Source organism: Enterobacter sp. A103, assembly GCF_034427535.1.
In the GTDB taxonomy this organism is placed as follows: domain Bacteria; phylum Pseudomonadota; class Gammaproteobacteria; order Enterobacterales; family Enterobacteriaceae; genus Enterobacter; species Enterobacter asburiae_B.
In genome coordinates, this window is sequence record NZ_JAXQPQ010000004.1 from 11,562 (window position 1) to 38,166 (window position 26,605).

Below are 26,605 nucleotides of genomic sequence, written 5' to 3' on the forward strand. Positions count from 1 at the left end.
TCCCCTATGCTACTCCAGTTTCACTTAGAAGGTTGCCCTGACATGTCTCAACTCAAAGCGCAGCTGCGCCGCGATGGTTTTACGTTTAAACAATTTTTTGTCGCGCACGATCGCTGTGCCATGAAGGTCGGTACAGACGGTATTTTACTGGGAGCGTGGGCGCCTGTCGCAGGTGTTAAGCGTATTCTTGATATCGGTACCGGCAGCGGGCTGGTGGCGCTGATGCTGGCGCAGCGTACGGAAGAACATGTCATCATTGATGCCGTCGAACTGGACGCGCAGGCCGCAGAGCAGGCGAGTGACAATATGGCCGAATCCCCCTGGGCAGCCCGAATGAAAGTGGAATGTGCAGATGTGCTCGCCTGGGCGCCTGAACAAACCGCGCGTTACGATCTGATTGTCAGCAACCCTCCTTACTACGAGCCCGGCGTTGAGTGCGGGACACCCGAGCGTGAACAGGCGCGTTATACCGGCTCCCTCGATCATAAAGCGCTGCTCACCAGCGCGGCAGAACTCATCTCCGAAGAGGGTTTTTTCTGTGTGGTCCTGCCAGAGAGTACCGGCAACACGTTTATCGGTATCGCGCAGGAGATCGGCTGGACGTTACGTCTGCGTACCGATATTTCGGATACGGAAGGTCGACTGCCGCACCGCGTGCTGCTGGCTCTGTCGCCAAAAGAGGGTGAATGCTTTAATGACCGAATGGTGATCCGTGGGCCAGACCAGCGCTATTCCGAAGATTACACTGCCCTGACCCAGGCATTTTATCTGTTTATGTAAACCTGCGGGGCGAGTATCGACGGGCCGGATTCAGCAAGCTGATCCGGGTAGTCCAGGGTATAGTGCAGCCCGCGGCTCTCTTTACGCATCATCGCGCAGCGAACAATCAGCTCGGCAACCTGCACCAGATTGCGCAGCTCCAGCAGATTATTGGATACGCGGAAATTAGCATAATACTCATCAATTTCCTGCTGCAGCATGGTGATGCGGCGCAAGGCGCGTTCCAGGCGTTTCGTGGTGCGCACAATCCCTACGTAGTCCCACATAAACAGCCGTAGCTCATGCCAGTTGTGCTGGATCACAACCAGCTCGTCCGGATTATCCACGCGGCTTTCATCCCAGGCTGGCAGGTGCTCTGTCTCGCGGGCGTAAGGCATGCGCTTCGTGATGTCTTCCGCCGCCGACCAGCCGTACACCAGACACTCAAGCAGCGAGTTAGAGGCCATACGGTTCGCGCCGTGAAGTCCGGTATAGCTGACCTCACCGATAGCATACAGACCGTCTACGTCAGTACGTCCATGATCGTCAACCATTACGCCACCGCAGGTATAGTGGGCCGCTGGCACGATGGGCACCGGGTCGCGTGTTAAATCAATGCCAAGATTGAGCAGCTTTTCATAAATCATCGGGAAATGCTGGCGAATGAACTCTGCTGGCTTATGGCTGATATCGAGATACATGCAGTCTACGCCAAGGCGCTTCATTTCATGATCGATGGCGCGGGCAACGATGTCACGTGGGGCCAGTTCACCCCGGGCGTCAAAGTCGGGCATAAAGCGGGAGCCATCAGGGCGTTTCAGATACGCGCCTTCACCGCGCAGGGCTTCCGTCAGCAGGAAGTTGCGCGCCTGGGGATGGAACAGGGCTGTTGGGTGAAACTGATTAAACTCGAGGTTCGCCACCCGGCAGCCAGCGCGCCAGGCCATAGCGATTCCGTCTCCGGAGGCAATGTCAGGGTTCGTGGTGTACTGATACACCTTGGAGGCACCGCCCGTAGCCAGCACCACTGCCTTCGCCCGGCAGGTCTCCACCTTCTCTTTATTTCGGTTCCAGACCCAGGCGCCCACCACGCGACGCGTGCCGGGCAGGCCAATCTTGTCAGAGATAATCAGGTCAACGGCATTGCTTCGCTCGAGAACCCGAATATTAGGATGGTTCAGCGCTTTACTGACCAGCGTGGTTTCCACTTCTTTTCCGGTGGCATCCGCTGCGTGCAGGATGCGGCGGTGACTATGGCCGCCTTCGCGAGTCAGGTGGTAGCTCTCTTCACCGTTGGGTTGAACTTGAGTATCGAATAAGACGCCCTGGTCGATGAGCCACTGAACGCAGTGACGGGCATTGCTGGCGACAAACTCTGCGGCGTGTGCATCCACGATCCCTGCTCCGGCAATGAGCGTATCCTCGACATGGGATGCAATGCTGTCTGTCTCATCAAACACGGCGGCAATGCCGCCCTGGGCATAAAACGTGGAACCTTCACTTATCGGTCCTTTACTCAGAACGATAACGTTTTGATGCTCGGCCAGGCGCAGCGCCAGAGAGAGACCGGCAGCGCCGCTGCCGATGATCAGTACATCACAATGGAGTTCAGGTGTTGTGTTCATGATTGTTGTTTAATTTACTAAACAGTGTTGGGTCAGAATAGCACCTGAATGCGATATATCGCACGTATTTTTTTAGAGGCTGTCGCAATGGCTAAACGCGTAAGCGGAGGTAAACGGAGGGTAAATGAGTGAAATTATTTTGCGAAGCAGATCGTTAGCGTCAGATTTTGTGGTGAAATAAAGCCTGTGTTGCGTTACTCTTCTGGCGGGAAAAAGATGTTTCTTGTCATAAAGTGGTGCGTATCGTGAACAGACTTATAATGAGAGAAAATAAACGGTCTGTGGCGCGATGAACAAAAACAAAGGCGTTACGGAACTTATTGAAGATCAGACACTCTAAATGGTGCTTGCTCAAAGTGCGGTATTTTTAGAGTGGCGTTTCGATAACGCGTGGAATTTAGGTTTGGGGAGACATTACCTCGGATGAGCGAGCAGTTAACGGACCAGGTCCTGGTTGAACGGGTCCAGAAGGGAGATCAGAAAGCCTTTAACCTACTGGTGGTCCGCTACCAGCATAAGGTGGCGAGCCTGGTTTCCCGCTATGTACCGTCAGGCGATGTGCCTGATGTGGTGCAAGAGTCTTTTATTAAGGCCTATCGCGCGCTGGATTCTTTCCGGGGAGATAGTGCTTTTTATACCTGGCTGTACCGTATTGCGGTCAATACGGCAAAGAATTATCTGGTCGCTCAGGGCCGTCGTCCGCCTTCAAGTGATGTGGACGCAATCGACGCCGAAAACTTTGAAAGCGGCGGCGCATTGAAAGAAATTTCGAACCCTGAGAACTTAATGTTGTCAGAAGAACTGAGACAAATCGTTTTTCGCACGATCGAGTCGCTCCCGGAAGATTTACGTATGGCAATTACGTTACGGGAGCTGGATGGTCTGAGCTATGAAGAGATAGCCGCTATCATGGATTGTCCGGTCGGCACGGTACGTTCACGAATTTTCCGTGCGCGAGAAGCTATTGATAATAAAGTTCAACCGCTTATCAGGCGTTGACGATAGCGGGATACTGGAAAAGGTATTAGGCATGCAGAAAGAAAAACTTTCCGCTTTAATGGATGGTGAAACGGTGGATAGTGAGCTGCTCAACGAGCTGTCTCATTCACCCGAAATGCAAGAGACCTGGGAGAGTTACCATCTCATCCGTGACACCCTTCGCGGTGACACCGGCGAGGTTCTCCATTTCGATATCTCAGCCCGCGTCATGGCGGCGATTGAGAATGAGCCTGTTCATCAGACCACTCCGCTGATTCCTGAAGCTCAACCCGCGCCTCACCAATGGCAGAAAATGCAGTTCTGGCAAAAGGTGCGTCCGTGGGCCAGCCAGCTTACCCAAATGGGTGTGGCTGCATGCGTATCGCTTGCAGTTATTGTTGGCGTCCAGCACTATAATACTCAGTCTGAAACTAATCAGCAGCCAGAAGCGCCAGTGTTTAACACACTGCCGATGATGGGCAAAGCCAGCCCGGTAAGCCTGGGCGTACCGGCTGATGCATCCGCCAGCGGCGGTCAGCAACAGCAGGTTCAGGAGCAGCGCCGTCGCATTAATGCGATGTTGCAGGATTACGAGTTGCAGCGTCGTCTGCACTCTGAACAGCTTCAGTTTGAGCAGGCGCAGACACAGCAAGCTGCTGTGCAGGTGCCCGGAAACCAAACTTTAGGAACGCAATCGCAGTAATGAAGCAACTTTGGTTCGCCATGTCTCTGATGGCGGGTAGCCTGTTCTTCTCTGCCAACGCCTCGGCTGATGTTTCATCCGGGGCGTTGTTGCAGCAAATGAATCTGGCCAGCCAGTCACTCAATTATGAGTTGGCATTTATCAGCATCAATAAGCAGGGCGTCGAGTCGTTACGCTATCGTCATGCCCGTCTTGATAAGCAGCCGCTCGCCCAGCTTTTACAGATGGATGGCCCGCGTCGGGAAGTGGTCCAACGTGGTAATGAAATCAGCTATTTCGAGCCAGGCCTGGAGCCTTTCACGCTGAATGGCGACTATATCGTTGATTCCCTGCCGTCACTCATTTACACCGACTTCAAACGGCTTGCCCCTTACTACGATTTTATTTCGGTAGGGCGTACCCGCATCGCGGACAGACTGTGCGAGGTAATTCGCGTTGTCGCCCGGGACGGAACGCGCTACAGCTATATCGTCTGGATTGATGCCGAAACCAAACTCCCCATGCGTGTTGACCTGCTCGACCGTGACGGTGAAACGCTGGAACAGTTCCGGGTTATCTCCTTCAGCGTGAACAATCAGGTTGGCAACAGCATGCAGAATCTGGCTAAGGCCAGCCTGCCACCGCTGCTTTCTGTTCCTGCCGGGGATTCCGTTAATTTCAACTGGGTACCTGCCTGGATCCCGCAAGGGTTTAGCGAAGTGTCCAGCAGCCGTCGTCAGCTGCCAACGATTGAAACGCCGGTAGAATCGCGCCTCTATTCGGATGGTTTGTTCAGCTTCTCGGTGAATATCAATCGCGCAACGGCAAACAGCGCCGAACAAATGCTGCGTACCGGGCGCCGTACGGTGAGTACAACGGTACGCGATAACGCAGAAATCACCATTGTGGGAGAACTCCCTCCGCAGACGGCGAAGCGCATCTCCGACAGCATTAAATTCAGGGCTGCACAATGATCAAAGAGTGGGCGACGGTTGTCTCCTGGCAAAACGGCATTGCGCTGGTGAGCTGCGATGTTAAAGCCTCATGTAATAGCTGCGCATCCCGCGCCGGCTGCGGCAGCCGCGTGTTGAATAAGCTTGGGCCACAAACATCGCACACGATTTCTGTGCCAAGTGAGCAGCCGCTGATGGCGGGGCAGAAGGTGGAACTGGGCATCGCGGAAGGCAGCCTGCTCAGCTCCGCTATGCTGGTGTATCTCTCTCCGCTGGTCGGCCTGTTTATCATGGGCGGCCTGTTTCAGATGCTGTTTGGTACCGATGTGGCCGCTATGTGCGGTGCTGCATTGGGTGGCGTAGGGGGATTCTGGCTTGCCAAAGGGCTCTCTCCGACGCTCGCCGCGCGCGAGGAGTGGCAGCCTGTCATTCTCAGTGTTGGGCTGGCGCCAGACCAGCTTCGTGTTGAAACGCTCTCTTCTGAGGCCCGGTGATCCATCGGGCTTTATCATTTTTTACACCCTAAAACAGAAAACGGCCTTTCTTCACGCTATACCTGCTTCTAAGTGCATTTCCAGGTAGCGAGGATGTAGTGTAGAATGCTGCGTTTTCGCACTGAAAAACGTCAGGCTAAGAACAGCGGCCTCCAGGAATTCGTAAGGCATAATTATTTAACTATATGAAGAACATACGTAACTTTTCGATCATTGCTCACATTGACCACGGTAAGTCGACGCTGTCTGACCGTATTATCCAGATTTGCGGTGGCCTGTCTGATCGTGAAATGGAAGCCCAGGTTCTGGACTCCATGGACCTGGAACGCGAACGTGGTATCACCATTAAAGCGCAGAGCGTTACGCTTGATTACAAAGCGGCTGATGGTGAAACCTATCAACTGAACTTTATCGACACCCCAGGCCACGTTGACTTCTCCTATGAGGTTTCACGCTCGCTCGCGGCCTGTGAAGGCGCGCTGCTGGTGGTGGATGCCGGGCAGGGCGTTGAAGCCCAGACCCTGGCAAACTGCTACACCGCGATGGAAATGGATCTCGAAGTTGTGCCGGTTCTGAACAAGATCGACCTGCCAGCCGCCGATCCTGAGCGCGTAGCGGAAGAGATTGAAGATATTGTCGGCATTGACGCGACCGATGCCGTGCGCTGCTCCGCGAAAACCGGTGTGGGCGTGACCGACGTGCTGGAACGCCTGGTACGTGACATTCCGGCCCCGGAAGGCGATCCGGATGGCCCGCTGCAGGCGCTGATTATCGACTCCTGGTTCGATAACTATCTGGGCGTTGTCTCTCTGGTGCGTATTAAAAACGGCACCATGCGTAAAGGCGACAAAATCAAGGTAATGAGTACCGGACAGGTCTACAACGCAGACCGTCTGGGCATCTTCACGCCAAAACAGGTTGACCGTACCGAGCTGAGATGCGGCGAGGTAGGCTGGCTGGTCTGCGCCATTAAAGACATCCTCGGCGCGCCGGTGGGCGATACCCTGACCGGTGCACGTAACCCGGCAGATAAAGCGCTGCCAGGCTTTAAAAAGGTGAAACCGCAGGTTTACGCGGGTCTGTTCCCGGTCAGCTCTGACGACTACGAAAACTTCCGTGACGCGCTCGGTAAACTGAGCCTGAACGATGCTTCCCTGTTCTACGAGCCAGAAAGCTCAACGGCGCTGGGCTTCGGCTTCCGCTGTGGCTTCCTCGGTCTGCTGCACATGGAGATCATTCAGGAACGTCTGGAGCGCGAATACGATCTGGATCTGATCACCACGGCGCCGACGGTAGTCTATGAAGTTGAAACCACCTCGAAAGAAGTGATCTACGTCGACAGCCCGTCCAAGCTGCCGCCGCTGAACAACATTCAGGAGCTGCGTGAGCCTATCGCAGAGTGTCACATGCTGCTGCCGCAGGAATTCCTGGGGAACGTCATTACGCTGTGTATTGAGAAGCGTGGCGTGCAGACCAACATGGTTTACCACGGTAACCAGGTGGCGCTGACCTATGAAATCCCGATGGCGGAAGTGGTACTCGACTTCTTCGACCGTCTGAAGTCGACCTCCCGTGGCTATGCGTCACTGGATTACAACTTCAAACGCTTCCAGGCCTCCAACATGGTGCGTGTGGACGTGCTGATCAACGGCGAGCGCGTGGATGCGCTGGCGCTGATCACCCACAACGACAATGCGCCGTACCGCGGTCGCGAGCTGGTTGAGAAGATGAAAGATCTGATCCCGCGTCAGCAGTTCGATATCGCGATTCAGGCGGCGATTGGCAACCACATTATCGCGCGTTCAACCGTGAAACAGCTGCGTAAAAACGTTCTGGCGAAGTGCTATGGCGGTGACGTCAGCCGTAAGAAAAAGCTGCTGCAGAAGCAGAAAGAAGGTAAGAAGCGTATGAAGCAGGTCGGTAACGTCGAGCTGCCGCAGGAAGCATTCCTTGCCATCCTTCATGTTGGTAAAGACGGCAAATAACCCTAAGGAGTTGGCATGGCGAACATGTTTGCCCTGATTCTGGTCATTGCTACCCTGGTGACAGGTCTGCTGTGGTGTCTGGATAAGTTTATCTTCGCCCCAAAACGTCGTGAACGTCAGGCTGCCGCTCAGGCAGCCACTGGTGATGAGATTGACGCGAAAACCCTGAAGAAAGTCGGCCCGAAACCGGGCTGGCTGGAAACGGGCGCCTCGGTATTTCCGGTGCTGGCGATTGTGCTGGTGGTACGTTCGTTTATTTACGAGCCGTTCCAAATCCCATCAGGTTCAATGATGCCAACGCTGCTGATTGGTGATTTTATTCTGGTAGAGAAGTTTGCCTACGGCATTAAAGATCCTATCTACCAGAAAACGCTGATCGAAACCGGTCATCCGAAACGTGGCGACATCGTGGTGTTTAAATATCCGGAAGATCCGCGCCTGGACTACATCAAGCGCGCGGTAGGTCTGCCGGGTGATAAAGTCACTTACGATCCGGTTGCGAAAGAAGTCACCGTTCAGCCTGGCTGCAGCTCCGGTACCGCCTGTGAAAACGCGCTGCCAATTACTTACTCAAACGTTGAGCCAAGTGACTTTGTGCAGACCTTTGCCCGTCGTAACGGCGGCGAAGCGACCAGCGGATTCTTCCAGGTACCGAAAGGTGAAACCAAAGAGGACGGCATCCGTCTGGTTGAGCGCAAAGAGACGCTGGGCGATGTGACGCACCGAATCCTCACCGTGCCAATCGCGCAGGATCAGCTGGGTATGTACTATCGCCAGCCTGGCCAGCAGCTGGCGAGCTGGATTGTACCGCCAGGACATTACTTCATGATGGGTGACAACCGCGATAACTCTGCGGACAGCCGTTACTGGGGCTTTGTGCCGGAAGCGAATCTGGTCGGTAAAGCCACCGCCATCTGGATGAGTTTTGAGAAGCAGGAAGGCGAATGGCCGACCGGTGTACGCCTGAATCGTATCGGCGGAATCCATTAATTCTCAATAAATGAACGCGTAGCCGCTTTAATTAGCGGCTACGTGAATTATTTCCACGATAAATCTCTTCGAACTAACGACATCCCCTGTCGTTGTGTATAGAATATTCCCCCGAAGTTTAAGGTTGGCCCTGCAAGGGTGCCACGGCACACGAAACCGCGTTGGTTTTCTCAGGTCGGTTTCGTGTGCTGCATTTTTGACGCATTCATTTATTGGTATCGCATGAACCCCATCGTAATTAATCGGCTTCAACGGAAGCTGGGCTACACTTTTCATCATCAGGAGTTGTTGCAACAGGCATTAACCCACCGCAGTGCCAGCAGCAAACATAATGAGCGTCTCGAGTTTTTAGGCGACTCTATTTTAAGTTTCGTGATTGCGAATGCGCTTTATCATCGTTTCCCGCGTGTGGACGAGGGTGATATGAGCCGCATGCGTGCCACGCTGGTTCGGGGTAATACCCTTGCGGAAATCGCGCGCGAGTTTGAACTGGGCGAATGTCTGCGTCTTGGACCGGGTGAACTGAAAAGCGGCGGCTTCCGTCGTGAATCTATTCTTGCCGATACGGTCGAAGCATTAATTGGTGGTGTGTTCCTGGACAGCGATATCCAGACCGTAGAAAAGCTGATCCTGAACTGGTATCAGACCCGTCTGGACGAAATCAGTCCGGGCGATAAACAAAAAGATCCGAAAACGCGTCTGCAGGAATATTTGCAGGGTCGTCATCTGCCGCTGCCGTCTTATCTGGTGGTGCAGGTGCGTGGCGAAGCGCACGATCAGGAATTTACCATCCATTGCCAGGTCAGTGGCCTGAGTGAACCGGTGGTGGGCACAGGTTCAAGCCGTCGTAAGGCTGAACAGGCTGCCGCCGAACAGGCGTTAAAAATGCTGGAGCTGGAATGAGCGAAGAGAAAACCTATTGCGGATTTATTGCCATCGTCGGACGTCCGAACGTTGGCAAATCCACCCTGCTGAATAATCTGCTTGGGCAGAAGATTTCAATCACCTCGCGTAAGGCGCAGACCACGCGTCACCGCATCGTCGGCATCCATACTGAAGGCGCGTATCAGGCGATCTACGTCGATACCCCTGGCCTGCACATGGAAGAGAAGCGTGCCATCAACCGACTGATGAACAAGGCGGCGAGCAGCTCGATCGGCGACGTAGAGCTGGTGATTTTCGTTGTGGAAGGCACCCGCTGGACGCCGGACGACGAGATGGTGCTGAACAAGCTGCGTGACGGCAAAACGCCGGTCATCCTCGCGGTCAACAAAGTTGATAACGTGCAGGAAAAGGCCGACCTGCTGCCGCATCTGCAGTGGCTCGGTAGCCAGATGAACTTCCTTGATATCGTTCCGCTGTCTGCTGAGACCGGCCTGAACGTGGATACCATCGCGGGCATCGTGCGGAAGCATCTGCCGGAAGCGATTCATCACTTCCCGGAAGACTACATCACCGATCGCTCTCAGCGCTTTATGGCGTCTGAAATCATCCGTGAAAAGCTGATGCGTTTCCTGGGTGCTGAACTGCCTTACTCCGTAACGGTAGAGATCGAGCGTTTCCAGACCAACGAGCGCGGTGGCTACGATATCAACGGCCTGATCCTCGTAGAGCGCGAAGGGCAGAAGAAGATGGTGATCGGCAACAAAGGGGCCAAGATCAAAACCATCGGTATCGAAGCCCGTAAGGACATGATGGAGATGTTCGAAGCGCCGGTTCACCTCGAACTGTGGGTGAAAGTGAAATCTGGCTGGGCCGATGATGAGCGTGCTCTGCGCAGCCTCGGTTACGGCGAAGACCAGTAACTTAAGACGACGAGCATATGGATGGATGGCAGCGCGCCTTTGTCCTGCATAGTCGTCCCTGGAGCGAAACCAGCCTCATGCTGGACGTCTTCACGGAAGAGTCGGGCCGCGTGCGCCTTGTTGCGAAAGGCGCACGTTCCAAACGTTCTAATCTGAAAGGCGCCCTACAGCCTTTCACACCGTTGCTGGTACGCTTCGGTGGGCGAGGGGAAGTGAAAACCCTGCGCAGTGCCGAAGCCGTCTCCCTGGCGCTTCCTCTTTCCGGCATCACGCTCTACAGCGGTCTGTATGTCAACGAACTCATCTCACGCGTTCTTGAACATGAGACCCGCTTCTCTGAACTTTTCTTCGATTATCTGCACTGTATCCAGTCGCTGGCTGGCGCAACCGGCACGCCCGAACCCGCATTGCGTCGTTTTGAACTGGCGCTGCTGGGCCACCTCGGATACGGCGTAGATTTTCTGCACTGCGCGGGCAGCGGTGATGAGATAGAAGACACCATGACCTACCGCTACCGCGAAGAAAAAGGCTTCATTGCCAGTATCGTGATAGACAACAGCACCTTTACCGGGCGCCAGCTCCGGGCGCTGTATGAGCGCGAGTTTCCCGATCTGGACACCCTGCGCGCAGCAAAACGCTTTACCCGGATTGCCCTCAAGCCGTATCTTGGCGGCAAGCCCTTAAAGAGCCGCGAATTATTCAGGCAATTTGTGCCGAAACGTTAACGTTTTACCCCTCACCCCAGCCCTCTCCCGGAGGGAGAGGGGGAAGAGAAATGAACCAAAATACCGAGGATTGTCATGGCTGAATTACTGTTAGGCGTCAACATCGACCACATCGCCACGCTGCGTAACGCGCGCGGCACGGCGTATCCCGATCCGGTTCAGGCGGCATTTATCGCTGAACAGGCTGGCGCTGACGGCATTACCGTTCACCTGCGTGAAGACCGTCGCCATATCACCGATCGCGACGTGCGCATTCTGCGCCAGACGCTGGACACCCGTATGAATCTGGAGATGGCAGTCACCGAAGAGATGCTGGCGATTGCCTGCGAGACCCAGCCGCATTTCTGCTGCCTGGTGCCGGAAAAACGCCAGGAAGTGACCACCGAAGGCGGTCTGGACGTGGCCGGTCAGCTCGACAAAATGCGCGATGCCTGCAAGCGCCTGGCGGATGCCGGTATCCTGGTTTCTCTGTTTATCGACGCCGATTTCGCCCAGATTAAAGCGGCGGCCGACGTGGGCGCACCGTATATCGAAATTCACACCGGCTGCTATGCCGATGCCAAAAACGATGCCGAACAGGCCAAAGAGCTGGAGCGTATCGCTAAAGCGGCCACGTACGCCTCAAGCCTGGGCCTGAAGGTTAACGCCGGTCACGGCCTGACCTACCACAACGTGAAGGCCATTGCCGCCCTGCCGGAAATGCACGAGCTGAACATCGGCCACGCCATCATTGGCCGTGCGGTGATGAGCGGTCTGAAAGAGGCGGTCTCTGAGATGAAACGCCTGATGCAGGAAGCGCGTCAGTAATGGCTATTCTGGGCTTAGGCACCGATATCGTTGAAATAGCCCGCATTGAAGCGGTGATCGCCCGTAGCGGCGATCGCCTCGCAAGACGCGTGCTGAGCGATAACGAGTGGGCCATCTGGGAAGCGCATCAGCAGCCGGTGCGTTTTCTGGCAAAACGCTTTGCGGTAAAAGAGGCGGCGGCCAAAGCCTTCGGGACCGGCATTCGTAACGGCCTGGCGTTTAATCAGTTCGAAGTGTTTAACGATGAGCTGGGCAAACCGAGCCTGCGTCTGTGGGGAGAAGCGCAAAAGCTGGCGGAAAAGCTGGGGGTGAATCATATGCACGTGACGATCGCGGATGAACGTCACTATGCCAGCGCGACGGTGATCATCGAAAGTTAAAGTTTGTCCGCGTGGTGCATCAGGACAAACTTATCCCATAGCTGCTCTTCGCTCTCGACGTGGGCCGGATCCTTCAGGATGGTATTCGGGATCGGGCACACTTTCTGGCAGGTCGGCGTTTCATAGTGGCCGATGCATTCCGTGCAGCGGTCGCTGTTAATCTCATAGATGCTGTCGCCCATCGAAATCGCCTGGTTCGGGCATTCGGGCTCGCACATATCGCAATTAATGCATTTTTTGGTAATTAACAGCGCCATCAGGAAATTCTCAGAAACAACACAAACCGGGCGGGCATTATACGCGTCAAACCAGTTTCTTTACCAGTTCTTCGCTGTGACGAATGCGCTCGGGCGCGCGCTCCAGATCCTGCTGCACCAGTGCCATAAACAGCAGGTCCGTCAGCATCATTTGCGCGCTGGTGGACGAGATAGCCGCGCTGCGCGTGGCCTGTTCCTCGGCAATGGTATATAAACAGCGCGTTGCCCGCTGCTGGAGGGCATTCGGTGTAAAACCGGTGATCGCCAGAATTTTACCGCCGACGCGCAGCGCTTCATCAGTTGCCATGTTGATTTCACGGCGCTCGCCGGAGTAGGAGATGGCCAGCAGCAGATCGTCAGGATCCATTGCCTGTACGGTTGCCAGCAGGGCGTGCATATCCTGCTCGACGATGGCGTTAAGCCCAATTTTCGTCAGCTTCCAGCCAAAGTTACGCGCCACAAGTCCGGACGCGCCGATACCGGTCAGGATGATCCTCCGCGCGCCGCGCAGCATCGCCACGCTCTCCAGCAGCTTCTCTTCGGTGTTCACATCGAGCGTCGCGTGCATGGCCGCCACGTTCTCTTTGATCAGCTTTTCGCCAACCAGCCGCATCGGGTCATCGCCGCGGATCTGATTATGCACCGGCATGGACTGCGGGTTGGGGTTGCTCACCAGCGCTTCGCTGATCGCCAGCTTGAGGGCGGGGAACCCCTTAAAGCCAATCTTCTGGGCAAACTTCACCACGCTGGACTGGCTCACGCCGGCTTCACTCGCCAGCTGCTGCGAGCTGAGATGGCGTGCATGGTCGGGTTGAGAAAGCAGAAAATCCGCCAGCTTCTTGTCGCTTTGGGCAAAGCCTGCATAGCGCTGGCGAATGCGAATTAAACAGTTCATAGGGTCTCCTGGCGAAAATGTGATTATCTGCGCAAATACGAATTTTGCTCGCCTGAATGAATTTTATATTCCATTATAGTGTGATTATTATGAATTAAAAATTCTTGAGGTACAAAAATGAATCTTGGCTCACTTGTTTCTGAAACGCGTAACCCGCAAACCATGGATCTGGATGCGCTCTCCACCCTGGAGCTGGTTAACCGCTTTAATCAACAGGATACGCTGGTCGCGCAGGCAGTGAAAGAGACATTACCCGAGGTGGCGAAAGCGGTCGATGCGGCGGCGGAAGCCCTCAAGGCCGGCGGTCGCATTATCTACATGGGGGCGGGCACCAGCGGGCGTCTTGGGGTCCTGGATGCGTCAGAATGTCCGCCCACCTTCGGGGTGCCGCACGGTCTGGTCGTTGGGCTGATTGCCGGTGGACCCGGCGCGCTGCTGAAAGCCGTTGAAGGAGCGGAAGACAATGCACAGCTGGGCGAGGATGACCTGAAGGAGCTGAATCTGACCGAGAAGGATCTGGTGGTCGGGCTGGCGGCATCCGGGCGCACCCCGTACGTCATTGGCGGGCTGGAATACGCCAACCGGACGGGCTGCACGACGGTGGCCATCTCCTGTAATCCGGGCTCCCCGATTGCGCAGGTGGCCGCTATTGCTATCTCTCCGGTTGTCGGGCCGGAAGCGCTCACCGGCTCCACGCGCCTGAAATCCGGGACCGCGCAAAAGCTGGTGCTCAATATGATCTCCACCGGCGCGATGGTGAAGTTCGGCAAGGTTTATCAGAACCTGATGGTGGATATGCAGGCCACCAACGTCAAGCTGGTGGACAGAGCCTGCCGCATGGTGATGGAGGCGACTGGCGCAGGCCGTGAAGAGGCAGAAGCGGTACTCAAGCAGACCGATCACGATGTTAAACCGGCCATTTTGATGATCCTGAGCGGGCTGGATGCGGCGGCCGCGAGAGCCAAACTCGATGCGCATAGCGGCTTCTTACGGGCGGCATTAGAAAACTAACAGAGGCGTCTATGGACAAAACAGCAGCGCTCGCCAGCGATATCCTGCAGGGGATCGGTGGGGAAAAAAATATTCAGCGTCTCGAAAACTGCATGACGCGCGTGCGCGTCGAGGTGCATAACGACGACCAGCTCGACGTGCCGCGCCTGAAGCAACTCTCCGGCGTCAGCGGCTACGTGAAACAGGGGCAGCAGCATCAGCTGATCGTCGGGCCGGGGAAAGCGGCGCAGGTTGTTGATGCCATGCGTGCGCTGATGGGCGTAAGCGCGAGCGCGTCGATTGACGATGCGGAGCGCACCAAAGCGCAGGCAAAGGCCAAATACAAAGCCCCCATGAGCGATGCGCTGCGTCAGCTGGCAAACGTCTTTATTCCGCTGATCCCGGCGTTTATTGCCTCCGGCCTGATCACCGGGATCATCAATATCCTCAAGCGACCGGATATCGTGGGGGATTTCGCCACGCAGTATCCGAATCTGCTGGGGATCCTTGGGATCTTCGGCAGCGCTGTTTTCGCCATCATGAACATTCTGGTCGGGGTGAATACCGCGAAGGTGTTTGGCGGATCGTTGGCCATGGGCGGGGTCATGGCGGGCATCTTGTCCAGCCCGCAGCTGGCGCAGATCACGCTGTTTGGCGAGGCGCTCCAGCCCGGGCGCGGCGGGGTGATTGCCGTGCTGCTGGTGGTCATCCTGATGTGCTGGATCGAGAAAAGGCTGCGCGCGGTTCTGCCTGGCTCGATCGAGCTGATCCTCAACCCGCTGTTGACCACGCTGATTACCGGTAGCGTAGCGATTGTGGCCCTCCAGCCGCTAGGCGGATGGATCTCTGAAGCCATCGCTCACGGCGCGTCTCTGGCTATTGACCGCGGCGGCCTGCTGGTGGGAGCGGTGCTGTCAGGTACCTTCCTGCCGCTGGTGCTGACGGGGCTACATCAGGGGCTGGTGCCGATCCACGTCGAGCTGGTGCAGGCGCACGGCTATAACGCGCTGCTGCCTATCCTGTCGATGGCGGGGGTGGGGCAGGTCGGCGCGGCGATTGCCGTACTGATGAAAACCCGCAACGCGCGTCTGAAAAAAATGATTAAAGGCGCGCTCCCGGTCGGACTGCTCGGCATCGGCGAGCCGCTGATTTTCGGCGTTACGCTGCCGCTGGGTAAACCGTTCCTCGCCGCCTGTCTGGGCGGCGCGGTAGGCGGGGCGCTGATCAGCTACTGGAAAGTCGCTACCGTTATCACCTTTGGGCTCTCCGGTTTACCGCTGGCATTAACCATCGTGACCGGAAAAGTGATGCTCTATCTGTTAGGCTATTTAGTAGCGGTGATCGCCGGGTTCCTGTTTACCTGGCTGTTAGGTTTCAACGACCCAGAGGAGTAAGGTTTGGCAAATCACGCGCGTCGCGTTGTCTTTTTCGACCTGGATGGAACGCTGCATCAGCAGGATATGTTTGGTACGTTTATGCGTTACCTGCTGCGGCGTCAGCCTTTGAATGCGCTGCTCGTGCTGCCGCTCTTACCGGTTATCGGGATCGCGCTGCTGGTGAAAGGCCGGGCGGCGCGATGGCCGATGAGTCTGCTGTTATGGGGATGTACCTTTGGGCACAGCGAAGCGCGGCTTAAGCAGCTCGAAAAGGATTTTGCGCACTGGTTTCGCGGCCACGTCGCCGCCTTTCCGGTGGTGCAGGCGCGCCTGACCAGCTATCTCGACGCGAATGATGCCGACATCTGGCTCATTACCGGCTCCCCGCAGACGCTGGTGGAGCAGGTCTACTTTGATACCCCCTGGCTTCCGCGCGTGAATCTTATCGCCACGCAAATTAGCCGCGGCTACGGCGGCTGGGTGCTGACCCTGCGCTGTCTGGGGCATGAAAAAGTGGTCCAGCTTGAGAAACGCATCGGTACGCCGCTGCGCCTGTACAGCGGCTACAGCGACAGCAAGCAGGACAACCCGCTGCTCTATTTTTGCCAGCACCGCTGGCGCGTCACGCCATCAGGCGAACTTCAGCAACTCGAATAGTCTTCTCTAAAACTGGCGTGTATAATGCCGCCCGCTTTTCGACTGGAGTATCAGCCTTTGTCCAACCCTGAACACAATCATGAATACTGGATGCGCCACGCGCTGACGCTGGCTCAACGCGCCTGGGACGAGGGCGAAGTGCCCGTGGGCGCGGTACTGGTTCATAACAACCAGGTGATTGGCGAAGGGTGGAACCGTCCTATTGGCCGCCACGATCCTACTGCGCATGCCGAAATTATGGCGCTTCGCCAGGGCGGTCTGGTGCTGCAAAACTATCGCCTGCTTGATACCACGCTGTATGTGACGCTGGAGCCGTGCGTGATGTGCTCCGGCGCGATGGTGCACAGCCGGATCGGGACTCTGGTTTTCGGCGCGCGGGATGAAAAAACCGGTGCGGCCGGTTCGCTGATGGACGTGCTGGGTCACCCGGGTATGAACCACCAGGTGAAGACTATCGGTGGGGTGCTTGCACCAGAGTGTTCGGGGCTATTAAGCGATTTCTTTCGAATGCGCCGTCAGCAGAAAAAGCAGCAAAAGGCAGAACTGAAGCTGTTGGGCGATTAAGCTCGTCCGGCGCCACGACCGGGTAGCTTTGAGCCAGCTGTTTGGCCTCCGTCGCCTCTTTCTCTTTCTCCAGCAGATACCCGACCAGGCTAATCTGATATTTACGGATATTTTCCACGTAGGCGTAGGCTTCATGTCCGCGCGCGTAGCCGTATGTCAGCTTGTTATACCATGGCTTTTGGCTCAGCAGCGGCAGGCGCTGCTTAACGTCTGACCAGCTGTCCGGGTTACCTTTCGTTTTTGCCGTCAACGCTCGTGCATCAAGCATATGCGCGTAGCCCATATTGTAGGCCGCCAGCGCAAACCAGATCCGCTCTTCTTCCGGCACCGTTTCCGGTACTTTAGCCATCATGTCCTGCAGGTATCGCGCGCCGCCGCTGATGCTCTGTTCGGCGTCGGTACGATCGTTCACGCCCAGGCTCAGCGCGGTATTTTTTGTTAACATCATCAAACCGCGTACGCCCGTGGGCGACGTGGCCTGGGTGTCCCAGTGGGATTCCTGATACGAAATAGCCGCCAGCAGCTTCCAGTCAATCTCCTGGGCGTATTTTTCGAACAGCGGCTGCAGGTCCGGCAGGACGCTGTCTACCGCGCGCAGGAAGCTGCGGGTATCAACGTAGTCAAAGTCATCGCCGTGCCCGAGGTACTTTTCCTCCAGACGCGCCAGGGTACCGTCTTCATTGATGGTGTTGAAGAAATCAAGCATCGCGGCAGAGAAGGTCTGGTCGTCATCAAGCTGGCTAAACCAGGTCACGGGCTGCTCGTCGGTGACGTCCAGCGCCACGGCGATTTCAGGATGCACCCGCTGGAACAGGCTGATCGCGACCGAATCGGCGATGGTGTAGGGCACCTTCTGATCTTTTACCTGCTCCAGCAGCTCCGTCGTGCCGAGTTTCGGATCCACCGTCCAGCTCAGGTCGGGATATTTCTTCTCCTTAAGCTCCCGCAGATCGTCAATCACCACGTGGCCGGGCGCAATTGTCAGCTGCCGATCGTTAATCGAGGACAGCGAGCGCGGGCGCAGGCTCCCGACGCGGTAAACCAGCTGCTGAGAAACGGAGTAGTAGGTCGGGCCTGGCTGGTAGTTCTTGCTGCGCTCGCTGTTATACACCAGCCCGGCGGCGAGCATATCGGCATCGTCGTTATCGAGGTCGTCAAAAAGCTGGTTGATATTCTGGCGGACGGTGATTTTAAGCTTCACGCCAAGATAATCGGCGAACTGTTGTGCCAGTTCATAATCCAGGCCAATGATTTTGCCGTTGACGTCGCTGTAAATCAGCGGCGAGTTGAGAGTACTGACGCGCAATTCCCCCCGCTCCTGAATGGCGGCGATACGGTTTTCGGCTTTGCCGAACCAGGGGATGGAAGGCCAGAGGGCCACTGCCAGCAGCAACGTTACAATGCCGATGAGCAGATAATTAATCTTTAATTTTTTCAATTAGTTAATTCTCTGCGACGCCGGTTGCCTCAGTCTGCTGTAGCCATGTTAATCATAAGGTTTGCCATTGAATGAGCGGCATTTTGCGTAAACTTGCGCCACTTGGCAACCAATTAGAGAGACAGGTCACATCTATTGTTAAATCTCTGTGCAAATTTTATTTCGACGCAAACGGTTTCGTCGGCGCTCAGGATTCTCTATAATGACGCCCGTTTTCCCCCCTTGCGCACACTGTAAGCGCCCCGGCGCTTCGAAGACGAGAGACTTATGATGGAAATTCTGCGTGGTTCGCCTGCACTGTCTGCCTTCCGTATCACTAAACTGCTGGCACGTTTTCAGGCGGCCGACCTTCCGGTAAGCAATATTTACGCTGAGTATGTCCATTTTGCTGACCTGAATGCCCCCCTGAATGCAGAGGAGCGCGTACAGCTGGAACGCCTGCTCAAGTATGGTCCAAGCCTGAACAGCCATACGCCAACCGGCAAACTGATCCTTGCTACGCCTCGTCCGGGCACCATCTCCCCCTGGTCTTCCAAAGCCACCGATATCGCCCACAACTGTGGCCTGAGCCAGATTAACCGTCTGGAACGCGGCGTGGCGTACTACGTGGAAGCCTCTACCCTGAGCGACGCGCAGTGGCAGGCGGTTGCGGCTGAACTGCACGATCGCATGATGGAGAGCGTATTTGCCTCTCTCGATGACGCGCAGAAGCTTTTCTCTCACCATCAGCCTGCGCCGGTACAGAGCGTAGACCTGCTGGGGCAGGGCCGTCAGGCGCTGATTGACGCCAACCTGCGTCTCGGCCTGGCGCTGGCAGAAGACGAAATCGACTACCTGCAGGATGCGTTTGTTAAGCTCAACCGTAACCCGAACGACATCGAACTTTACATGTTCGCGCAGGCTAACTCTGAGCACTGCCGCCACAAGATTTTCAACGCCGACTGGATTATTGACGGCGAACAGCAGCCGAAGTCGCTGTTCAAAATGATCAAAAACACCATGGAGCAAACCCCTGACCACGTGCTGTCTGCCTATAAAGACAACGCCGCGGTAATGGAAGGTTCCGAGGTGGGCCGCTTCTTCGCCGATCGCGAAGCAGGGCGCTATGACTTCCATCAGGAGCCCGCGCATATCCTGATGAAAGTGGAAACCCACAACCACCCGACGGCGATCTCCCCGTGGCCGGGCGCGGCGACCGGCTCCGGCGGCGAAATCCGTGATGAAGGTGCGACCGGTCGTGGCGCTAAACCAAAAGCGGGTCTGGTCGGTTTCTCTGTCTCTAACCTGCGTATCCCGGGCTTTGAACAGCCGTGGGAAGAGGATTTCGGCAAGCCAGAGCGCATCGTGACCGCCCTGGATATCATGACCGAAGGCCCGTTGGGCGGCGCGGCGTTTAACAACGAATTTGGTCGTCCGGCGCTGAACGGTTACTTCCGTACCTATGAAGAGAAAGTGGACAGCCACAACGGCGAAGAGCTGCGCGGCTACCACAAGCCGATCATGCTGGCGGGCGGGATCGGCAACATCCGTGCCGATCACGTGCAGAAAGGTGAGATCGTCGTCGGCGCGAAGCTGATCGTGTTGGGCGGTCCGGCGATGAACATCGGCCTGGGCGGCGGCGCGGCCTCTTCGATGGCCTCCGGCCAGTCTGATGCGGATCTCGATTTCGCCTCCGTGCAGCGCGACAACCCTGAGATGGAGCGCCGCTGCCAGGAAGTGATCGACCGCTGCTGGCAGCTGGGCGACGCCAACCCGATCCTCTTCATCCACGATGTGGGCGCGGGCGGCCTGTCCAACGCCATGCCGGAGCTGGTGAGCGACGGTGGCCGCGGCGGGCGCTTCAACCTGCGCGACATCCTGAGCGATGAGCCGGGCATGAGCCCGCTGGAAATCTGGTGTAACGAATCCCAGGAGCGCTACGTGCTGGCGGTTGCTGCGGATCAGCTGCCGCTGTTTGACGAGCTGTGCCGCCGCGAGCGCGCGCCGTATGCCGTCATCGGTGAAGCGACCGAAGAGCAGCACCTTTCCTTAAGCGACACCCACTTTGACAATCAGCCGATCGATCTGCCGCTGGACGTGCTGCTCGGTAAAACGCCGAAGATGACCCGCGACGTAGCCACCCGCAAAGCGGCGGGCAAAGCGCTCGATCGCCAGGGCATCACCGTGGCAGAAGCGGTAAACCGCGTGCTGCACCTGCCTGCTGTGGCAGAGAAAACCTTCCTGGTGACCATCGGCGACCGCACCGTGACCGGTATGGTATCGCGCGATCAGATGGTCGGCCCGTGGCAGATCCCGGTCGCGAACTGCGCCGTGACCACCGCGAGCCTAGACAGCTACTACGGCGAAGCGATGGCTCTCGGCGAACGCACCCCGGTGGCGCTGCTGGACTTCGCGGCCTCTGCCCGTCTGGCGGTCGGTGAAGCGCTGACCAACATCGCCGCGACGCAGATTGGCGACATCAAACGTATCAAGCTCTCCGCAAACTGGATGGCCGCTGCCGGCCACCCTGGTGAAGATGCTGGCCTGTATGAAGCCGTGAAAGCGGTGGGTGAGGAGCTTTGTCCTGCCCTCGGCCTGACCATTCCGGTGGGCAAAGACTCCATGTCGATGAAAACCCGCTGGCAGGAAGGCAACGAACAGCGCGAGATGACCTCTCCGCTGTCGCTGGTGATCACCGCGTTTGCCCGCGTGGAAGACGTGCGTCACACCGTTACGCCGCAGCTTGCGACCGAAGACAACGCCCTGCTGCTGATTGACCTGGGCAAAGGCCACAACGCGCTGGGTGCTACCGCGCTGGCGCAGGTTTACCGCCAGCTCGGCGATAAGCCAGCCGACGTGCGTGACGTGGCGCAGCTGAAAGGCTTCTACGACGCGATTCAGGCGCTGGTGGCGCAGCGTAAGCTGCTGGCCTACCACGACCGTTCCGACGGTGGCCTGCTGGTGACCCTGGCAGAGATGGCCTTCACCGGCCACTGCGGCGTGGAAGCGAACATTGCGACGCTGGGCGAAGACCGTCTGGCGGCGCTGTTCAACGAAGAGCTGGGCGCCGTGATTCAGGTGCGTGCGGCAGATCGCGACGCGGTTGAAGCGATTCTGGCGAAGCATGGTCTGGCAGACTGCGTGCACTATCTGGGCAAAGCCGTTCAGGGCGACCGCTTCGTCATTGAAGCAGACGGTCACGCCGTGTTCAGCGAAAGCCGCACCACGCTGCGCATGTGGTGGGCAGAAACCACCTGGCAGATGCAGCGCCTGCGTGACAACCCGGAATGTGCCGATCAGGAGCATAACGCGAAAGCGAATGACCAGGATCCAGGCCTGAACGTGAAGCTCTCCTTCGACATCAACGAAGACATCGCCGCGCCGTACATAGCGACGGGTGCGCGTCCAAAAGTGGCCGTGCTGCGCGAGCAGGGCGTCAACTCCCACGTTGAGATGGCGGCCGCCTTCCACCGCGCGGGCTTTGACGCTATCGACGTCCACATGAGCGACCTGCTGGCCGGGCGTACCGGTCTGGAAGATTTCCAGGCGCTGGTGGCGTGCGGCGGCTTCTCCTACGGCGACGTGCTGGGCGCGGGCGAAGGCTGGGCGAAGTCCATCCTGTTCAACAGCCGCGTGCGCGACGAGTTCGAAACCTTCTTCCACCGTCCGCAGACCCTGGCGCTGGGCGTGTGTAACGGCTGCCAGATGATGTCTAACCTGCGCGAGCTGATCCCGGGCAGCGAAGCCTGGCCGCGCTTTGTGCGCAACCAGTCTGACCGCTTCGAGGCGCGCTTCAGCCTGGTGGAAGTGACCCAAAGCCCGTCTCTGCTGCTGCAGGGGATGGTCGGTTCACAGATGCCAATCGCCGTTTCCCACGGCGAAGGTCAGGTAGAAGTGCGCGACGCTGCGCATCTGGCTCAGCTGGAGAGCAAAGGCCTGGTGGCGCTGCGCTTTGTCGATAACTTCGGCAAGGTGACGGAAACCTATCCGGCTAACCCGAACGGCTCCGCCAACGGTATTACGGCAGTGACCAGCGAAAGCGGCCGCGCGACCATCATGATGCCGCACCCGGAACGCGTGTTCCGTACCGTGAGCAACTCCTGGCACCCGGAAAACTGGGGCGAGGACAGCCCGTGGATGCGTATCTTCCGCAACGCGCGTAAGCAGCTGGGTTAAGTTTTAGCCCCACACCCTTCCAGGCCCGGTAAGCGAAAGCTCCACCGGGCTTTTTTATTTGTGTCGCAATTACGCGACAGACCCGCAATATGACTGTCTCCAAAAGGAGACATTTAACTCATTGATTTATATGTGGCAGTAAAGGTTCCCGTTAAGGTGTTGCTTAATAGCGACACTTAGCCTGGAAATCATTCAATCGATAATTAACAGGCTAAACGAGTAAAAGTCATATATTTCAAACTGTTAATATTTTGTTTTGCATTCTGGCACGGGTGTTGCATAATATTAACCAGTGGCTCATTCACCTTCTTATGTCAGCCCCTTCGGGACGCGCTACATAAACTTCGAATGACGCACAAAAAGGTGCCTGCCGTCCAACTACTGATCATAGCGATGCTTTATCAGGCCAGGGCGAAACGTCGAGTTAGGCACCGCCTCATTCCATGACAAAGCCGGGTTTTTACCCGGCTTTGTTGTATCTGAAGGGCAGACTCAGTTACGCTCTGCGTAAATCCCCATTAAGAGAGTAATGCGTTGAAACGCTGGCCCGTTTTCCCCCGTTCCCTGCGGCAGCTCGTCATGATGGCCTTCCTGCTGATCCTGCTGCCGCTGCTGATCCTTGCCTGGCAGGCGTGGCAAAGCCTGAACGCGCTGAGCGCGCAGGCGGCTTTGACCAACCGCACGACGCTTATCGACGCCAGACGCAGTGAAGCGATGACCAACGCCGCTTTGGAGATGGAGCGCAGCTATCGTCAGTATTGCGTGCTTGACGATCGGACGCTGGAAAAGGTTTATCAGAGCCAGCGTAAACGCTACAGCGAAATGCTGGACGCTCACGCGGGGGTCTTGCCTGACGACAAGCTCTATCAGGCGTTACGTCAGGATTTGAACGATCTCGCGCAGCTGCAGTGCAGCAACAGCGGCCCGGATGCCGTTGCCGCCGCGCGCCTCGAAGCTTTTGCCAGCGCCAACACCGAGATGGTGCAGTCTACGCGCGCGGTGATTTTCTCTCGCGGCCAGCAGCTCCAGCAGGAGATTGCCGAGCGCGGCCAGTTCTTCGGCTGGCAGGCGCTGGTGCTGTTCCTGGTGAGCCTCGGGCTGGTACTGCTCTTTACCCGCATGATCATCGGCCCGGTAAAGGGTATCCAGCGTATGATCAACCGCCTGGGGGAGGGGAAATCGCTCGGGGATACGGTCGCCTTTAAAGGTCCCCGCGAGCTGCGATCCGTAGGCCAGCGCATTATCTGGCTGTCCGAGCGCCTGGCGTGGCTCGAATCACAGCGCCATCAGTTCCTGCGCCATATCTCTCATGAGCTTAAAACGCCGCTGGCCAGCATGCGCGAAGGGACGGAGCTGCTGGCGGACGAAGTGGCCGGGCCCCTTACGCCAGAGCAGAAAGAAATTGTTGAGATCCTGGATAACAGCAGCCGCAATCTGCAAAAGCTGATTGAGCAACTGCTGGATTACAACCGCAAGCTGGCTGACGGGGCGGTCGTACTGGAAAACGTTGAAATTGAGCCGCTGGTGGATATGGTGATCTCCGCCCACAGCTTGCCAGCAAGAGCTAAAATGATGCATACCGGCGTTGAGCTGAATGCGCCTGCATGCCTGGCTGAACCCATGCTGCTGATGAGCGTTCTGGATAATCTTTACTCCAATGCGGTGCACTATGGTACTGAATCCGGTAACATTTATATCCGAAGTAATACGAATGGTTCACGGGTGTTTATTGACGTCGCAAACACCGGCACCCCGATCCCCGATGACGAAAAAATCATGATCTTCGAACCCTTTTTCCAGGGGAGTCATCAGCGGAAAGGCGCGGTTAAAGGAAGCGGGCTGGGCTTGAGCATCGCCCGGGACTGCATACGACGCATGCAGGGTGAGCTAAACATTGCCGCGGACGAACGTTCAGATGTTTGCTTCCGTATCGAACTGCCCCTGAGCCGGAAAAATCAATAAAATGAATCTATGTCTGGTGAGTATGTCACACGTCTTTTTCCGCGCCGTAAGTGCGGTGTTTTCCAGCAAAACGCTTCGCCTGAGCCTGCCCTGTTTATTTCTGGCTGGGTGTGTTTCCCATGCGCCACAAAGTGCCATTAGCGGTAAACAGGAAGATAAATGGCCCGATAACCAGCTGGCAGACTTCCTCTCAACCCGCTGTGACGACATCTGGAACCTGTCAGGACATGACGTTGAAAGCAACCCGCTGTTCTGGCTGCGTGGGATAGATTGCGCCCAGCGTCTGGCGCCGGTAGACGCCCGCTCGAAGGCGGCGATGCTGGATGACGACACCTGGCAGGACGCTTTCAAGCGTGGGATTTTACTCGCAGATGCGAAAATTACCCCCGTTGAACGTCGCGTCAATGTGACCCGACTGGACACGTTTGTAGTCAATCTTCCCGTGCAGGTACGCCCGGTATACCAGCTCTGGCGCGATGGGCAGACATTACAGCTTCAGCTGTCTGAAGAGCGCTCCCGCTACAGCAAGCTACAGCAGTCAACCGACAGCGAGCTTGATACGCTGCGTCAACAGCAGCAACATTTACGTACGCAGCTGGATACCACGACGCGTAAGCTGGAGAACCTGACGGATATCGAAAGGCAGCTCTCGTCGCGCAAATATCAGCCGGGGAGCTCATCCGCTGCACCGGACAGCGATACGCCGAAACAAGAGGATGTGAAGCATGACGAGCCGTAAACCTGCCCATCTTTTACTGGTGGATGACGATCCCGGGCTGTTAAAGCTGCTGGGGATGCGTCTGGCGAGCGAAGGCTACAGCGTCGTGACCGCTGAAAGCGGGCTGGAAGGGCTCAAGATCCTCAGTCGCGAGAAAATCGATCTGGTGATAAGCGACCTGCGGATGGACGAAATGGATGGCCTGCAGCTGTTCGCGGAGATCCAGAAGCAGCAGCCGGGTATGCCCGTGATTATCCTGACGGCGCACGGGTCGATCCCGGATGCGGTTGCCGCGACGCAGCAGGGGGTCTTCAGCTTCCTGACCAAGCCGGTGGACAAAGACGCGCTGTATAAGGCTATCGACAGCGCGCTGGAACATGCCGCCCCGGCGGGGGATGAAGCGTGGCGGGAGTCCATCGTCACCCGCAGCCCCATTATGCTGCGTCTGCTTGAACAGGCCCGGATGGTGGCGCAGTCCGACGTCAGCGTGCTCATCAACGGCCAGAGCGGAACCGGAAAAGAGATCCTGGCCCAGGCGATCCATAACGCCAGCCCGCGCAGTAAAAATGCCTTTATCGCCATTAACTGCGGCGCGCTTCCGGAACAGCTGCTCGAATCTGAACTGTTTGGTCACGCCCGCGGCGCATTCACCGGCGCGGTGAGCAGCCGGGAAGGGCTGTTCCAGGCCGCGGAAGGCGGCACGCTGTTCCTGGACGAGATTGGCGACATGCCCGCACCGCTGCAGGTCAAACTGCTGCGCGTGTTGCAGGAGCGAAAAGTTCGCCCGCTGGGCAGCAACCGCGATATCGATATTAATGTGCGCATTATTTCCGCCACCCACCGCGACTTGCCAAAAGTGATGGCGCGCAACGAGTTTCGCGAAGATCTCTACTACCGTCTGAACGTGGTGAATCTGAAGATCCCGGCGCTGGCGGAGCGCGCGGAAGACATTCCGCTGCTGGCGAACCATCTTTTGCGCCAGGCGGCCGATCGCCATAAACCGTTCGTGCGCGCGTTTTCCACCGACGCGATGAAGCGGCTGATGGCCGCAGGCTGGCCGGGTAACGTGCGCCAGCTGGTGAACGTGATTGAGCAGTGCGTGGCGCTGACCTCCTCACCGGTGATCAGCGATGCGCTGGTGGAGCAGGCGCTGGAAGGGGAAAACACGGCCCTGCCGACGTTTGCGGAAGCGCGGAATCAGTTCGAGCTGAACTATCTGCGCAAGCTATTGCAGATAACCAAAGGCAACGTGACCCACGCGGCGCGCATGGCCGGACGCAACCGCACCGAGTTCTACAAGCTGCTGTCGCGCCACGAGCTGGAAGCAAACGATTTTAAAGAGTAATGCCGTATGGTACTGTGGGCAATCGATTACGAGGCTGCTTACAGGCAAGAGTTTAAGGACCCACC

General features: G+C 56.9%; 25 protein-coding genes. 21 read left to right on the top strand and 4 right to left on the bottom strand.

The features are described 5' to 3' along the window. Window positions 1-42: 42 nt before the first annotated feature. Window positions 43-780: a tRNA(1)(Val) (adenine(37)-N(6))-methyltransferase TrmN gene (gene trmN, locus SPH27_RS12710; RefSeq protein ID WP_023308853.1), complete on the top strand. Its 738-nt coding sequence runs from the start codon at window positions 43-45 to the stop codon at window positions 778-780. On the opposite strand, the gene nadB is transcribed toward trmN, so the two are convergent. Continuing rightward, window positions 765-2,384, bottom strand: a complete 1,620-nt coding sequence (gene nadB, locus SPH27_RS12715; protein WP_048976589.1) for an L-aspartate oxidase — start codon at window positions 2,382-2,384, stop codon at window positions 765-767. The two genes, trmN and nadB, sit on opposite strands and share 16 nt — an antisense overlap. Window positions 2,385-2,724: 340 nt before the next feature. Between nadB and rseD the strand changes: the two genes are divergently transcribed. From rseD to acpS, 12 genes are all read left to right on the top strand, one after another. After that, on the top strand, window positions 2,725-2,811 hold the full coding sequence (gene rseD / locus SPH27_RS12720) for a rpoE leader peptide RseD (protein WP_223862639.1): 87 nt from the start codon (window positions 2,725-2,727) through the stop codon (window positions 2,809-2,811). Further along, window positions 2,808-3,383, top strand: a complete 576-nt coding sequence (gene rpoE / locus SPH27_RS12725) for an RNA polymerase sigma factor RpoE (RefSeq protein ID WP_006176728.1) — start codon at window positions 2,808-2,810, stop codon at window positions 3,381-3,383. The genes rseD and rpoE overlap by 4 nt, the downstream gene beginning before the upstream one ends. A gap of 31 nt (window positions 3,384-3,414) precedes the next feature. Then, window positions 3,415-4,065, top strand: coding sequence for an anti-sigma-E factor RseA (rseA, locus tag SPH27_RS12730; protein WP_182071381.1), 651 nt, complete (start codon window positions 3,415-3,417; stop codon window positions 4,063-4,065). Then, window positions 4,065-5,018, top strand: coding sequence for a sigma-E factor regulatory protein RseB (gene rseB, locus SPH27_RS12735; RefSeq protein WP_033146239.1), 954 nt, complete (start codon window positions 4,065-4,067; stop codon window positions 5,016-5,018). Before rseA ends, rseB begins: the two co-directional genes overlap by 1 nt. Further along, window positions 5,015-5,491, top strand: coding sequence for a SoxR-reducing system protein RseC (gene rseC / locus SPH27_RS12740; RefSeq protein WP_023308850.1), 477 nt, complete (start codon window positions 5,015-5,017; stop codon window positions 5,489-5,491). Before rseB ends, rseC begins: the two co-directional genes overlap by 4 nt. A 185-nt stretch (window positions 5,492-5,676) precedes the next feature. After that, on the top strand, window positions 5,677-7,476 hold the full coding sequence (lepA, locus tag SPH27_RS12745) for a translation elongation factor 4 (RefSeq protein WP_032659499.1): 1,800 nt from the start codon (window positions 5,677-5,679) through the stop codon (window positions 7,474-7,476). 15 nt (window positions 7,477-7,491) lie between these two features. Then, entirely contained in the window at window positions 7,492-8,466 is a 975-nt protein-coding gene (lepB, locus tag SPH27_RS12750) for a signal peptidase I (RefSeq protein ID WP_048978831.1), read from the top strand. Window positions 8,467-8,688: 222 nt separating this feature from the next. After that, window positions 8,689-9,369 (top strand): ribonuclease III, encoded by a 681-nt coding sequence (rnc, locus tag SPH27_RS12755; protein WP_003860711.1) that lies wholly within the window; start codon window positions 8,689-8,691, stop codon window positions 9,367-9,369. Beyond that, window positions 9,366-10,271 carry a GTPase Era gene (gene era / locus SPH27_RS12760; RefSeq protein WP_006176722.1) on the top strand — a complete coding sequence of 302 codons (906 nt, stop codon included), beginning with the start codon at window positions 9,366-9,368 and terminating at the stop codon, window positions 10,269-10,271. The genes rnc and era overlap by 4 nt, the downstream gene beginning before the upstream one ends. A gap of 17 nt (window positions 10,272-10,288) precedes the next feature. After that, complete coding sequence (gene recO / locus SPH27_RS12765) at window positions 10,289-10,996, top strand: DNA repair protein RecO (RefSeq protein WP_039263761.1); 708 nt, start codon at window positions 10,289-10,291, stop codon at window positions 10,994-10,996. A gap of 75 nt (window positions 10,997-11,071) precedes the next feature. Next, entirely contained in the window at window positions 11,072-11,803 is a 732-nt protein-coding gene (gene pdxJ / locus SPH27_RS12770; protein ID WP_032659491.1) for a pyridoxine 5'-phosphate synthase, read from the top strand. Further along, a complete protein-coding gene (gene acpS / locus SPH27_RS12775; protein ID WP_023294331.1) occupies window positions 11,803-12,183 on the top strand; it encodes a holo-ACP synthase in 381 nt (126 codons plus the stop codon). Before pdxJ ends, acpS begins: the two co-directional genes overlap by 1 nt. Here acpS and SPH27_RS12780 read toward each other — a convergent pair. Together SPH27_RS12780 and SPH27_RS12785 are read right to left on the bottom strand one after the other, a co-directional pair. Continuing rightward, window positions 12,180-12,440 (bottom strand): YfhL family 4Fe-4S dicluster ferredoxin, encoded by a 261-nt coding sequence (locus SPH27_RS12780; RefSeq protein ID WP_008502177.1) that lies wholly within the window; start codon window positions 12,438-12,440, stop codon window positions 12,180-12,182. The genes acpS and SPH27_RS12780 overlap by 4 nt on opposite strands. Window positions 12,441-12,486: 46 nt before the next feature. Beyond that, complete coding sequence (locus tag SPH27_RS12785; RefSeq protein ID WP_023308844.1) at window positions 12,487-13,335, bottom strand: MurR/RpiR family transcriptional regulator; 849 nt, start codon at window positions 13,333-13,335, stop codon at window positions 12,487-12,489. A gap of 117 nt (window positions 13,336-13,452) precedes the next feature. Between SPH27_RS12785 and murQ the strand changes: the two genes are divergently transcribed. The 4 genes from murQ to tadA are packed head-to-tail and all read left to right on the top strand — an operon-like array spanning window position 13,453 to window position 16,922. Then, window positions 13,453-14,346, top strand: coding sequence for an N-acetylmuramic acid 6-phosphate etherase (gene murQ, locus SPH27_RS12790; RefSeq protein WP_045888305.1), 894 nt, complete (start codon window positions 13,453-13,455; stop codon window positions 14,344-14,346). 11 nt (window positions 14,347-14,357) lie between these two features. Continuing rightward, a complete protein-coding gene (locus tag SPH27_RS12795; RefSeq protein ID WP_073001690.1) occupies window positions 14,358-15,719 on the top strand; it encodes a PTS transporter subunit EIIC in 1,362 nt (453 codons plus the stop codon). Between the two features lie 3 nt (window positions 15,720-15,722). Beyond that, on the top strand, window positions 15,723-16,358 hold the full coding sequence (gene yfhb, locus SPH27_RS12800; protein WP_023308841.1) for a phosphatidylglycerophosphatase C: 636 nt from the start codon (window positions 15,723-15,725) through the stop codon (window positions 16,356-16,358). 24 nt (window positions 16,359-16,382) lie between these two features. Beyond that, window positions 16,383-16,922 (top strand): tRNA adenosine(34) deaminase TadA, encoded by a 540-nt coding sequence (gene tadA, locus SPH27_RS12805; RefSeq protein WP_039263756.1) that lies wholly within the window; start codon window positions 16,383-16,385, stop codon window positions 16,920-16,922. On the opposite strand, the gene mltF is transcribed toward tadA, so the two are convergent. Further along, the gene (mltF, locus tag SPH27_RS12810) at window positions 16,810-18,360 is read right to left on the bottom strand and encodes a membrane-bound lytic murein transglycosylase MltF (protein WP_048976596.1); all 1,551 of its coding nucleotides are present in this window, start codon (window positions 18,358-18,360) and stop codon (window positions 16,810-16,812) included. The genes tadA and mltF overlap by 113 nt on opposite strands. 267 nt (window positions 18,361-18,627) lie before the next feature. Here mltF and purL point away from each other — a divergent pair, with 267 nt between their 5' ends. From purL to glrR, 4 genes are all read left to right on the top strand, one after another. After that, window positions 18,628-22,515: a phosphoribosylformylglycinamidine synthase gene (gene purL, locus SPH27_RS12815; protein ID WP_182071380.1), complete on the top strand. Its 3,888-nt coding sequence runs from the start codon at window positions 18,628-18,630 to the stop codon at window positions 22,513-22,515. Window positions 22,516-23,049: 534 nt separating this feature from the next. After that, the gene (qseE, locus tag SPH27_RS12820) at window positions 23,050-24,477 is read left to right on the top strand and encodes a two component system sensor histidine kinase QseE/GlrK (protein ID WP_045888300.1); all 1,428 of its coding nucleotides are present in this window, start codon (window positions 23,050-23,052) and stop codon (window positions 24,475-24,477) included. Between the two features lies 1 nt (window position 24,478). Then, window positions 24,479-25,216, top strand: a complete 738-nt coding sequence (qseG, locus tag SPH27_RS12825) for a two-component system QseEF-associated lipoprotein QseG (protein WP_039263753.1) — start codon at window positions 24,479-24,481, stop codon at window positions 25,214-25,216. Next, entirely contained in the window at window positions 25,203-26,540 is a 1,338-nt protein-coding gene (glrR, locus tag SPH27_RS12830; protein ID WP_182071379.1) for a two-component system response regulator GlrR, read from the top strand. Before qseG ends, glrR begins: the two co-directional genes overlap by 14 nt. Window positions 26,541-26,605 lie beyond the last annotated feature (65 nt).